This window comes from Marichromatium gracile (assembly GCF_004343155.1).
Taxonomy (GTDB): domain Bacteria; phylum Pseudomonadota; class Gammaproteobacteria; order Chromatiales; family Chromatiaceae; genus Marichromatium; species Marichromatium gracile.
This window is the reverse complement of sequence record NZ_SMDC01000008.1, coordinates 120,280-132,566: the sequence shown is the minus strand read 5'-3', so window position 1 is coordinate 132,566 and position 12,287 is coordinate 120,280. Positions and strand designations below refer to the sequence as shown.

The following is a 12,287-nucleotide window of genomic DNA, read 5'->3' as shown; positions in this document are numbered from 1 at the left end:
CGTCATGATGGACCAGGATCCGATCGTCATCGTCAGCGCCGTCCGCACCCCGATGGGCGGCTTCCAGGGCGTGCTCGGCGGGCTCACCGCCCCGCAGCTCGGCAGCGCCGCGATCGGCGCCGCCGTCGAGCGCGCCGGCATCAGCGCCGACAGCATCGACGAGGTGCTGTTCGGCTGCGTGCTGCCCGCCGGGCTGGGCCAGGCACCGGCGCGTCAGGCCGCGCTCGGCGCCGGGCTGGATCAGTCGACACGCTGCACCACCATCAACAAGATGTGCGGCTCGGGCATGGCGGCGGCCATCCACGGCCACGACATGCTGCTCGCCGGCAGCGCCGAGGTGGTGGTCGCCGGGGGCATGGAGAGCATGTCCAACGCCCCCTATCTGCTCGATCGCGCCCGCGGCGGCTATCGCATGGGGCATGGCCGGGTGCTCGACCACATGTTCCTCGACGGCTTGGAAGACGCCTACGACAAGGGCCGGCTGATGGGCACCTTCGCCGAGGACTGCGCTGCGGCCAACGGGCTCGACCGCGAGACCCAGGACGCCTTCGCCATCGAGTCGCTGACCCGCGCCCAGCGGGCGATCGACGACGGGCACTTCGGCGACGAGATCACCCCGCTGCAGGTGCGCATCGGCAAGGAACAGCGGCTGATCGTCGACGACGAGCAACCGCCGCGCGCCCGGCTCGACAAGATCCCCGGGTTGCGACCGGCGTTTCGCGAGGGCGGCACCGTCACCGCCGCCAACTCCAGCTCGATCTCCGACGGCGCCGCCGCGCTGATCCTGATGCGCCGCGCCGAGGCCGAGCGCCGCGGGCTGGCGCCGCTGGCGGTGATCCACGGCCACGCCGCCTTCGCCGACGCCCCGGCGCGCTTCCCGGAGGCGCCGATCGGCGCGATCGAGCGGCTGATGCACAAGACCGGCTGGTCGCTCGACACGGTCGACCTGTTCGAGATCAACGAGGCCTTCGCGGTGGTCACCCTGGTGGCGATGCAGAAACTCGCCATCCCCCACGACAAGGTCAACGTCCACGGCGGCGCCTGCGCCCTCGGTCACCCGATCGGCGCCTCGGGCGCGCGCATCCTGGTCACCCTGCTCGCGGCACTGCGCCAGCGCGGTCTGAGGCGCGGCGTGGCGAGTCTGTGCATCGGCGGCGGCGAGGCCACCGCGATGGCCATCGAGTGTCTGTAGGAGGATCCGGCCCATGCTGCCCAACGAAGAACAACGCCTGCTCGGCGAGGCCGCGCGTCAGTTCGCGCAGAAGCGTCTCGCCCCCTTCGCCGCCGAGTGGGACCGCGAGCACCGCTTCCCCGAGGCGGCCATCGCCGAGATGGGAGCACTCGGCTTCCTCGGCATGCTGGTGCCCGAGCAGTGGGGCGGCAGCGACACCGGCTATCTCGCCTATGCCATGGCGCTCGAGGAGATCGCCGCCGGCGACGGCGCCTGCTCGACCATCATGAGCGTGCACAACTCGGTGAGCTGCATGCCGATCCTGCGCTTCGGCGACGCTGCCCAGAAAGACCGCTTCCTCACCCCCATGGCCAGCGGCGAGCTGCTCGGCGCCTTCGCCCTGAGCGAGCCCCAGGCCGGCTCCGACGCGCGCCAGCTCAAGACCCGGGCGCGTCGCGAGGGCGATCACTACGTGCTCGACGGCTGCAAGCAGTTCATCACCTCGGGGCGTAGCGCCGGGGTGGTGATCGTCTTCGCCGTCACCGACGCGGCGGCCGGCAAGCGCGGCATCAGCGCCTTCATCGTGCCCACCGACAGCCCCGGCTACAGCGTCAGCCGGGTCGAGGACAAGCTCGGCCAGCGCGCCTCGGACACCTGTCAGATCCTGCTCGAGGGGGTGCGGGTCCCGGTCGAGAATCGGCTCGGCGCCGAGGGCGAGGGCTACCGCATCGCCCTGGCCAACCTCGAGGGCGGGCGCATCGGCATCGCCGCGCAGTCCGTCGGCATGGCGCGCGCCGCCTTCGAGGCCGCGCGCGACTACGCCCGCGAGCGCGAGAGCTTCGGCAAGCCGATCATCGAGCACCAGGCGGTGGCCTTCCGGCTCGCCGACATGGCCACCCAGATCGCCGTCGCCCGCCAGATGGTGCACCACGCCGCGGCCCTGCGCGATGCCGATCAACCGGCGCTGGTGGAGGCCTCGATGGCCAAGCTGTTCGCCTCGGAGATGGCCGAGCGGGTCTGCTCCTCGGCGCTGCAGACGCTCGGCGGCTATGGCTATCTCAGCGACTTCCCGATCGAGCGCATCTATCGCGACGTCCGTGTCTGTCAGATCTACGAGGGCACCAGCGACATCCAGCGTCTGGTGATCTCGCGCAATCTCTGAGCAGGAGCCGCCCCATGAGCGATCGTCCCATCCAGCTGCAGATCCACGACCGCGTCGGTCTGATCACCCTCGAGCGCCCGGAGGCGCTCAACGCACTCGACGCCCGCTTGATCCGCGAACTCAACCACGCGCTCGACGACCTGGAGGCCAACCCGCGGATCGGCTGTATCGTCATCACCGGCTCGGAGCGGGCCTTCGCCGCCGGCGCCGACGTCAAGGAGATCGCCGATCTCGGCTATCCCCAGACCTATGTCGACGACCTCTGCGGCGACAGCGACCGCATCGCCGCCCGGCGCAAGCCGATCATCGCCGCGGTCAACGGCTTCGCCCTCGGCGGCGGCTTCGAGCTGGCGCTGATGTGCGACATCATCCTCGCCGGCGAGGGCGCGCGGTTCGGCCTGCCGGAGACCAACCTGGGGGTGCTGCCGGGGATGGGCGGCACCCAGCGCCTGACCCGCGCCGTGGGCAAGTCCAGGGCGATGGAGATGTGTCTCACCGGACGGCTGATCGACGCCGCCGAGGCCGAGCGCTACGGTCTGGTCGCGCGCGTCGTGCCCGCCGCCCGGCTGCTCGACGAGGCGCTCGACACCGCGCGGCTGATCGCCGCCAAGTCGATCCCGATCAGCATGATGCTCAAGGAGAGCGTCAATCGCGCCTTCGAGGTCGGGCTCACCGAGGGCGTGCGCTTCGAGCGGCGGGTGTTTCACGCCGCCTTCGCCACCCACGACCGGCGCGAGGGCATGGCCGCCTTCATCGCCAAGCGCGAGGCGCGCTTCGAGGACCGCTGAGCCCTCCGTCCCCACCCACGACCCGCCGCGCGGCGGGCCGTGGCCCCGCCCCCTCCCGCTACTGCCGCGCGTTCGCCTCGCCCCTGGCCGGTCCGCGCCCGAGCGGTCCGCACGATTTGCGCATCAACACAAATCATAAAGACCAACCTGATCGCTATTGCCGATGAATCGCATGCGGCCAAACGATTAGCGCCCGATCGCCCCGCCTCCTACGCTGATGCCATACCGCACCCGCCGCGACGGCGGTGCATTCCAATCGACGCATCCACGAACGGAGAGCCGCGATGAACCAGCAGACGACCCAGGGGACCGGCACGTGTCCGGTGATGCACGGCGCGAACACCACCGTGGGCGCCACCAACATGGACTGGTGGCCGAAGGCGCTCAATCTCGACATCCTCCACCAGCACGACCGCAAGAGCGACCCGATGGGCGCGGACTTCGACTATCGCAAGGCGCTCGAACAGCTCGACGTCGAGGGCCTCAAGCGCGACCTGCACGCGCTGATGACCGACAGCCAGGCGTGGTGGCCCGCCGACTGGGGACACTATGGCGGGCTGATGATCCGCATGGCCTGGCACGCCGCCGGCAGCTATCGCATCGCCGACGGGCGCGGCGGCGCCGGCACCGGCAACCAGCGCTTCGCCCCGCTCAACAGCTGGCCGGACAACGTCAACCTCGACAAGGCGCGCCGCCTGCTGTGGCCGATCAAGAAGAAGTACGGCAACCGCGTGAGCTGGGCCGACCTGATCGTGCTCGCCGGCACCATCGCCTATGAGTCGATGGGGCTCAAGACCTTCGGCTTCGCCTTCGGGCGCGAGGACATCTGGCACCCCGAGCAGGACATCTACTGGGGCTCGGAGAAGGACTGGCTGGCCCCCACGGACAACCCCGAGAGCCGCTACTCCGGCGAACGCGACCTGGAGAACCCGCTGGCGGCGGTGATGATGGGGCTGATCTACGTCAACCCCGAGGGGGTCGACGGCAACCCCGACCCGCTGCGCACCGCGCGCGACGTGCGCGAGACCTTCGCCCGCATGGCGATGGACGACGAGGAGACCGTCGCCCTCACCGCCGGCGGTCACACCGTCGGCAAGTGTCACGGCAACGGTGATGCCGCCCTGCTCGGCCCCGAGCCCGAGGCCGCCGCGCCCGAGGACCAGGGGCTCGGCTGGATCAACAAGACCACCCGGGGGATCGGTCGCGACGCGGTCACCAGCGGCATCGAGGGCGCCTGGACGACCCACCCGACGCGCTGGGACGAGGGCTACTTCGCCATGCTGCTGGGTCACGAGTGGGCGCTGGCGAAGAGCCCGGCCGGGGCCTGGCAGTGGCAGCCGGTCGAGATCGCCGAGGCCGACCGTCCGGTCGACGTCGAGGACCCGTCGATCCGACGCACCCCGATCATGACCGACGCCGACATGGCGATGAAGATGGACCCGGCCTATCGCAAGATCGCCGAGCGCTTCCACCAGGACCCGGCGTACTTCTCCGAGGTCTTCGCCCGCGCCTGGTTCAAGCTCACCCATCGCGACATGGGTCCCAAGGCGCGCTATATCGGCCCCGACGTCCCCGCCGAGGACCTGATCTGGCAGGACCCGATCCCCGCCGGCCCGACCGACTACGACGTCGAGGAGGTCAAGGCGCGGATCGCCGAGAGCGGCCTCGGGATCGGCGAGCTGGTTGCCACCGCCTGGGACAGCGCCCGCACCTTCCGCGGCTCCGACCTGCGCGGCGGCGCCAATGGCGCGCGCATCCGGCTCGCGCCGCAGAAGGACTGGCCGGGTAACGAGCCCGAGCGCCTGGGCCGGGTGCTCGGGGTGCTCGAGGGCATCGCCAAGGCGTCCGGCGCGAGCCTCGCCGACACCATCGTGCTCGCCGGCAACGTCGGGGTCGAGCAGGCGGCGCGCGCCGCCGGGTTCGAGATCCACGTGCCCTTCGCCCGCGGTCGCGGCGACGCCAGCGCGGAGATGACCGACGCCGACTCCTTCGCGCCACTCGAACCCGTCCACGACGGCTACCGCAACTGGCTCAAGCAGGACGACACCGTCAGCCCCGAGGAGCTGCTGCTCGACCGCACCCAGCTGATGGGCCTCACCGCCCCCGAGATGACGGTGCTGATCGGCGGCATGCGGGTGCTCGGCACCAACCACGGCGGCACCCGCCACGGGGTGTTCACCGATCGCGTCGGGGTGTTGAGCAACGACTTCTTCGTCAATCTCACCGACATGGCCTATCGCTGGGAGCCGGCGGGCGAGAACCGCTACGAGATCCGTGAGCGCGCCAGCGGCGAGCTGCGCTGGACTGCGACCCGGGTCGACCTGGTGTTCGGCTCCAACGCCATCCTGCGCGCCTATGCCGAGGTCTACGCCCAGGACGACAACCGCGAGAAGTTCGTCCACGACTTCGTCGCCGCCTGGACCAAGGTGATGAACGCCGATCGTTTCGATCTGGTCTGACACGCCCCCGCCCCGCGCCGTCGCCGCGGCGCGGGGTGGCGCGTGATCTCAGAAGCGATAGCTCAGGGTCGCCTTGAGGTTGCGCCCCGGTCCCTCGAGCGCGGAGAGATAGGGCAGATAATCCTCGTCGAACAGGTTGTCGATGCCGAGATCGAGGGTGAGATCGCGGTGCGGGCGCCAGGTCAGCCACAGGTCGTGGAGCTGATAGGCGTCGGCGGGCGTGCCGTCGACCGGCACCCGGTCCTGCTCGGCGACGAAGCGCGCGCGCCAGCCCAGCTCGACCCGGTGTTCAGGCAGTCGCAGCCCGGTCTCGAACTGCCAGGTGTCGGGCTGTACGCTCGAGAGCGGCTCGCCACTGGTCTTGTCCTCGCCCCGGGTGCGGGCGAAGAAGGCGTTGGCGAACCAGCGCCCGGCGTCGTACCCGGCCTCCAGCTCGAAGCCCTCGAGCTTGGCCGAGTCGACGTTGCGGAAGCTCGTCACCCCACCGCGCTGCGGGTTGCCCGGTACCGGATAGAAGACGAACTGCACGATCTGGTCGATGAAGTCGTCGACGTCGTTGCGGAAGGCGCGCGCCTGGAAGCGGGCATGATCGCCCGGTGCGAACAGGTCGTCGCGGTGCAACCGGATGCCGATCTCCTTGTTGTGCGCCTTCTCGGGTTCGAGATCGGGGTTGGGTACAAACAGGTTCTGGCAGCCGCGACCACAGCTGAAATGGGTCCCGGAGACATAGAGCTCGGAGACGCCGGGGGCACGGAAGGCCTCGTTGTAGCTCGCCTGCAGCGACAGCCAGTCGGTGACGGCGACATCCACCCCGAGCTTGGCCGAGAAGGCGCTGTCGTCGTGATCCTCCAGCGTCGCGTCGTCGCTCTCGCGGGTGTAGCGGTCCCAGCGCACCCCGGGGATCAGGGTCCAGCGCTCGCCGATCATGATCTCGTCCTGGAGAAAGAGCCCGAGCACCTCGCCCTCGCCGTCGGGGTAGCTGGTGCGTGGCGCGCCGTCGCGGCGGGCCTCGACGCTGTCGCGATGCCACTCGAGGCCGTAGCTCAGCAGTTGCGCCAGCGCGCCCTCGCCGGAGAGGCGCATCTGGTTGCGCAGGTCGACCCCCAGGGTCTCGATCTCGGTCTCGTCCTCGCGACCGTCGTGCAGCCGGGTCTCGTCGATGTCGGTGAGGTTGCGATAGAGGGTCAGCGACGGGTTGAACCAGGGCTGGTCCGGCGAGGCGTGACGATAGCGCAGCGCCAGATTGGTCTGCTGGATGTCGCGATCGAGCAGATCCTCGGCGGTGGCGGCGATCTGGGCGTTCGACGGCACCTCGCCGGAGAGCGCGCCGCCCATCAGCGAGAGCCCGAAGTGGTTGACCCCGTCCGGGGTCCAGTTGAGCTTGCCGAGCCCGGAGAGCCGTTCGTAGCCGGAGTGATCGAGATCCTCGCCGTTGCCGAGGGCGACATCACCGGCCTCGCGGTAGGAGAGATTGAGCAGGTAGTCGAGCCCGTCGGTCGGCGCGCCATAGACCGCCGCCGCCCCCAGCCACTCGTCGTTGACGTCCTGATAGCCGGTCTTGACCAGTCCGCCGATGCGCTGCCCCGGGCGCAGCAGATCGGCCGCCTCCCGGGTCTGCAACGCCACTACCCCGCCGATCGCGCCGCTGCCCCAGAGCGCCGAGGCCGGGCCACGCAGCACCTCGACGCGCTCGAGCAGCTCGGGCTCGACGAAGATCCGCGCGCTGTGCGAGCGCGAGAAGTTCTGCCGTACCCCGTCGATCAGATAGAGCAGCCGGCTGTCGCCGATGCCGCGGATGGTCAGCTGCTGCCCGGCCGGGCGCGGTCCGCCGCCGAGGGCGACGTTGGGCAGGGTCTCGAGCACCTCGCCGACGGTGCTCGGCTGGTCGCGCTCGAGCTGATCGCGCTCGACCACGCTGACCGACTCGGGCAGGGTGTCGACGGCGCGCTCGGTGCCGGTGGCCACCACCGAGATGGTCGGCAGGCGGGGCTCGGCGGCCAGCGGCTGGGCGAGCGCGGCCAGCGCGCAGCAACCGACCAGCCGCGGGAGCGATGCGGATTGGGACATCATGGATCACCTCGAAGACAGGGCCGACATCGCTGGCGTGGAGGCTGGCGTCGGGATGGATCAGGATCTCTCGGACAGCGTCTGCGGCACGGGCGCGGCAACCCGCACCCCGGCGCCACGGCGCGACGGACGCACCGCGCGCGCGACCAGATCGAGCACCGCGCCGGTCGGACAGAGCAGCCGACACCACAGCATCGGCACCCAGGCCGCGACCCGCAGCACCAGAAAGAGCGCGAGCAGGAACCACAGTGACGCGACATCGAGCGCGAACAGGTCGGGGAACAGCTCGAACCCGCTCCAGCGCTCGACACCGAGCACCACCCCGCCGATCAGCACCGCCGCCAGCACCAGCCGCAGCCAGTACATCGTGCGAGCGCCGAGCGGCCAGCGACGCCAGCGCGAGCGCCGGTCGAGACGCGCCACCAGCCGTTGTGCCTGACCGAAGGGACAGAGGTGACGACAATAGGTGTTGTCGTCCCAGATCGCGCCGAGCAGCACCAGCACGGCATAGCCACCGACCAGCGCCGAGACCGAGACACCGAGCAGCGGATGGAGCAGGTTGAGATAGGTGAAGCCGAGGTTGAACAGGAAGCCGAGCGTCACCAGGCTGATCAACCCGAGCAGGGTTCGCTCGGTCCGCTCCAGCCGCCAGCGCCGCTGCCAGACGAGCGCGAACAGCACCAAGAGCAGCGCCAGCTGCCAGACCCAGCGATCGGAGAGCGGCGCCTCCAGCGCGAAGCCCCGGGCCGGACGGTCGAGATGCTCGTCGAGCACCGGCGCGGCGCTGTCGATCAGCTCGTCGAGGGCGCGCGCCAGCGCCTGCGAGGTCAGGGTCGCGCCGCTCACCGCGTCGATCCGTTGCAACCCCGGGGCGATCTCGACGGCGCGGGCGCGATCGTAGAACCCGGCGCGCTCGACCCGGTGCAGATAGCTCGGGGTCTCGCGCGACTCCAGTAGCACCAGCTCGCGCACCCCGCCCTCGGCATCGAGATAGACGCCGATGTGCAGCGGCCCGGCGAAGCCGCGCACCCGGCTGTCGAGCCCGAGGTTGTCGAGATAGACCCCGCGATGGCGCCCGGCGCGATCGCGCCGCTCGGCGAGCGGCAGCCCCTCGGTGGCCTGCGCCAGCGCACGATAGCCGTCCGGGTCGCCGGCCTCGGCGCGCGCGGCCAGCGCGGCGGCGGCCTCGCCCGGAGCAACGCGTGCCGGATCATCGCCGCCGAGCAGGCCGAAGCCGCTCGGCGCCGACTCGGCGGCACCGAGCAGCGCATAGCCGTGTCCCCGGGTGGGGACCGCGCCGCTCATCAGCCCGAACCCCGTGCTCGCCGCCTCGTCCGTCCGGCCGATCAGCCGCGGCTGCGCGTGTGCCGGATCGACGGGGTCGATGCGGAAGGCCGGACCGGTCTCGACCGGCTCGGCGCGCGCCCACAGCACGGCGACGAGCACGACGAGCAGCAGGGTCGCGGCGACCCGACGGCGGCCGAGCCGCTCAAGCGCCACCATCGAGGGTCTGCCTCACGATCTCGACCACCCAGTCGTTGAGACCGGCATCGGGGAGGATGGCGTCGCCGGCATAGCGTATCCGGCTGCCCTCCGGACTCTGCGCCACCGCCTCGCCGATGATGTCGTCCTGGAAGGCGGGGTCGACGGCGACCAGCACCGGCAGCACCGCCGCCCGGTCCTCCAGCTCCAGCACCTGCTCGATGGCGCGCAGGGTCGGCTCGGGCGAGTAGTCGACCAGGTGCCCGCACCAGGCATAGGCGACGGTGTCGATGCCCGCCTTGAGCTTGAGATAACGCCCGATGTCGCCGACCAGGGCCTCCCACTGCTGGTTGTAACTGGCATCGCCGTAGGCCACCAGCACCACCCCGGTGTCCTCGGTCTCGCCGACGAGCGCCTGGGTGCGGCGCAGCAGGTTCTTCTTCAGCAGCGAGGAGAAGTCGAGCATCGGGGTCAGGGTGACACGCGCCCGGGGGCGATAGAGTTCGATCTCCTCCTCGGCGAGCTTGGCCATGACCTTGGGGTCGGCCTTCATGCCGAGGATGGTGGGGATGTCGTCGAGCGAGTGCGAGCTGACGGTGAGAAACAGCGGCACCACGATCACCTCGTCGAACCCGGCCTCGTCGAAGGCGCGCATCTGGGTGCCGATCGAGGGTTCGTTGTACTCCATGAAGGCGGTACGCACCTCGGCGATCCGGCCATCGGCCATGATGCGATCGCGCACCGATTCCTCGACATCGACCAGCATGTCGCGCCAGTTCTTCGAGTGCGAGCCGTGGTTGACCAGCAGCACCCCGACCTTGGCTCCCTGCCCCTCCTCGGGGACCGGTTCGCCGCAGCCGCCCAGCAGCAGCGGCAACAGCACCAGGACGGCGAGGGCCCGTTTCAGCAATCGTCTGTTCATGGCGGTGGATCGACTCCTCAATCGCGCGAGTCCCCTGTACACGATTCTCGGGGACGATGATTCCGGCCAGGGATGATATTGGCTTCGAGAATCATTATCAATTGAGAACTGTCAATCCGCTGTCGGCAACTCCTCGCCCGCCCGCTCATCGGTCCCCTCCCCCGCCCCCGTCTCGAACAGCCAGCGACCCAGCGCGTCCTCGATCAGAGCGATACGTGTGCGCACCGTCGCCAGTCGCTGTTCGGCACCCTCGGTCAGCGCCCGCGCCTCGGTCAGCTCGACCTCCAGCGCATGTGCCCGTTCGCGCGCACGTCGGGCACGGCGCGAGCCCGGGCTCGTCGCCACCGCCGCAAGCTGCTCGCCGATCTCGTCGAGCGCGCGCTCGAGCCCCACCACCCGCGCCCGCGCTGCTGACAGGCGCTCGCGCTCGACCGCCTCGCGCTCACCGAGCCGGTCCAGTACCCCCTGTACCCGCGCCAGCCGTGCCTCGGCCTCCTCGCGTCGGGCCCGCCCGGCACGACTGAGCGCGGCCTCGCGTCCCTCGCGCTCCAGGGTGTGCATGCGCTGCTGGTGCAGCACCTCGATCTCGCGCTCGCGCAGTCGTTGCTCCTCGCCGAGCTGGCGCAACTCGTCGTCGAAACGCGCCCGACGCTGTCGCAAGGCCTCGCGCTCGCCCTCCTGGTGCAGCGCCCACTCGGCCTCGGCGCGTGCGCGCCGTTGCGCGCGTTCCTCGCGCAGCGCCTCCTCCAGCGAGGCGTTGCGCAGTTCGAGTTCACGCGCATGGGCCTCCAACTCGCGCGCGCGCCGCTCCCGCGCCAGCGCCTGCTCCTCGGCGAGCTCGGCGTGCCGGGCACGCTCCCGCGCCGCCTCCAGACGCTGCGCTCGCTCGGCGGACTCCACCGGCGCCGCGGCCTCGAGCAGTGCCAGTCGGGCCGACTGGAAGGTGCCGGGATCGCGCTCGTGCGCGCGCCAGGCGGTGGCGAACTCGTGCGGCGAGAGCCGCCGCGCCGGGTCCTCCCAGTGCTCGAAGCCGGGGATCGTGGCGAGACCGCCACGCAGATACTTGCGGTACTGCCCTTGCAGACGATCGTCGAAATAGGCGCGTACCGCCCCCGGCTCGAACAGCTTGAGCGCGAGCAGCGCGCAGAAGAGGATGGCGAGCAACGCCTGGGCGAAACCCTCGACGGTCTCGAAGTGCGGTACGCCGCGCTCGTCGGGGCGCGCGCGCAGCGCCTCGAGCGCCTTGGAGCGGGCGGCAAAGGTCAGGCGCGGGGGCTCGGCCGGGGGCTGCTCGGCGGCGAGTTCGGCGCGGAGGCGTTCGCGCTCGGCCGCACCCGAGGCACGCAGCGCGTCGAGCCGCGCGGCCAGCGCGCGCAGCCGCTGCTCGGTCTCCGCGATCTCGGTGCCGGTCCCGCCGAGCCGAGCGCCGAGCGCGGCCTCGGCACGCTCGACCTCGGTCTCCAGTTCGGCGGCCTGACGTTCCCAGCGTCTGGCCTCGGGACCATAGCCGGGCGGGCGCCCGGCGCGACCGTGCAACTCGTCGCCGAGCCGCAGACGGGCGGCGGCCAACTCCTCGCGCAGCAGTTCGAGTCCGGGGGCGGCGGCCGACTCGATCCGCGCGCGGCGCTCACGCGCGCGCTCGAGCGTCTCGGTGAGGCGCGCGCGCTCGGCCTCCAGGGCCGCGATCCGTGCCTGGGTCTCGCGTGCCAGCGGCGCCAGACGCTCGGCGAGCCGGGCCTCCAGCCGCGCGGCACGCTCGGCCTGATAGCGCTCGACCTGGCGCTGGTGATGGAGGGCGATGTCGTCGGCGCGGATCAGCCGCGCCAGCAGGGGCGCGGTGACATAGAGCGAGAGCGCGACGATGAGCACGCGCACCAGCACCCCGACGAACCAGCGCGTGCGCGCGCCGAGACCGCCGCGCGGTCGCTCCGAGAGCATCAGCGAGGCATCGACCACCCAGATCACGGTGAACATCAGCAGGAAGAAGAAGATCCCCGCCGGCCAGCGCAGCCAGGGGCTCGCCTCGGGCACCAGCGAGGCGCCGACCAGCCCCCAGACGACGCCCTCGAGCAGCGCCATCAGCAGGATCAACAGGGTCGCGAAGCCGAGCCAGATGCGCACGGCCGGGGTGAGCAGCGCGGCGCCGTAGGGACGCAGCCGCAAGCGGTCGAGCAGGAGACGCCCGGGGCCCGGGCGCGACCATCCATTCGCCATCTCGAGACCTCGACAGGAACGG

At 71.0% G+C, this 12,287-nt stretch carries 8 protein-coding genes; 4 read left to right on the top strand and 4 right to left on the bottom strand.

The features are described from left to right. The first annotated feature begins 7 nt into the window (after nt 1-7). The 4 genes from EDC29_RS12205 to katG all read left to right on the top strand — a co-directional run bounded on the left by EDC29_RS12205 (nt 8) and on the right by katG (nt 5,580). Complete coding sequence (locus tag EDC29_RS12205; RefSeq protein ID WP_132230134.1) at nt 8-1,192, top strand: acetyl-CoA C-acyltransferase; 1,185 nt, start codon at nt 8-10, stop codon at nt 1,190-1,192. Nucleotides 1,193-1,205: 13 nt separating this feature from the next. Beyond that, entirely contained in the window at nt 1,206-2,333 is a 1,128-nt protein-coding gene (locus EDC29_RS12200; protein ID WP_132230073.1) for an acyl-CoA dehydrogenase, read from the top strand. Between the two features lie 14 nt (nt 2,334-2,347). Beyond that, nucleotides 2,348-3,121 (top strand): enoyl-CoA hydratase-related protein, encoded by a 774-nt coding sequence (locus EDC29_RS12195; RefSeq protein WP_123142409.1) that lies wholly within the window; start codon nt 2,348-2,350, stop codon nt 3,119-3,121. 284 nt (nt 3,122-3,405) lie between these two features. Continuing rightward, a complete protein-coding gene (gene katG / locus EDC29_RS12190; RefSeq protein ID WP_132230071.1) occupies nt 3,406-5,580 on the top strand; it encodes a catalase/peroxidase HPI in 2,175 nt (724 codons plus the stop codon). 48 nt (nt 5,581-5,628) lie between these two features. Here katG and EDC29_RS12185 read toward each other — a convergent pair whose 3' ends face one another. From EDC29_RS12185 to EDC29_RS12170, 4 genes are all read right to left on the bottom strand, one after another. Next, nucleotides 5,629-7,647, bottom strand: a complete 2,019-nt coding sequence (locus tag EDC29_RS12185; protein WP_132230069.1) for a TonB-dependent hemoglobin/transferrin/lactoferrin family receptor — start codon at nt 7,645-7,647, stop codon at nt 5,629-5,631. A 60-nt stretch (nt 7,648-7,707) separates the two neighbouring features. Continuing rightward, entirely contained in the window at nt 7,708-9,150 is a 1,443-nt protein-coding gene (locus EDC29_RS12180; RefSeq protein ID WP_132230067.1) for an FMN-binding protein, read from the bottom strand. Beyond that, nucleotides 9,137-10,051 carry a sirohydrochlorin chelatase gene (locus EDC29_RS12175; RefSeq protein ID WP_123140939.1) on the bottom strand — a complete coding sequence of 305 codons (915 nt, stop codon included), beginning with the start codon at nt 10,049-10,051 and terminating at the stop codon, nt 9,137-9,139. The genes EDC29_RS12180 and EDC29_RS12175 overlap by 14 nt, the downstream gene beginning before the upstream one ends. A 111-nt stretch (nt 10,052-10,162) precedes the next feature. Next, on the bottom strand, nt 10,163-12,265 hold the full coding sequence (locus EDC29_RS12170; protein WP_132230065.1) for a DUF4407 domain-containing protein: 2,103 nt from the start codon (nt 12,263-12,265) through the stop codon (nt 10,163-10,165). Nucleotides 12,266-12,287: the final 22 nt, after the last annotated feature.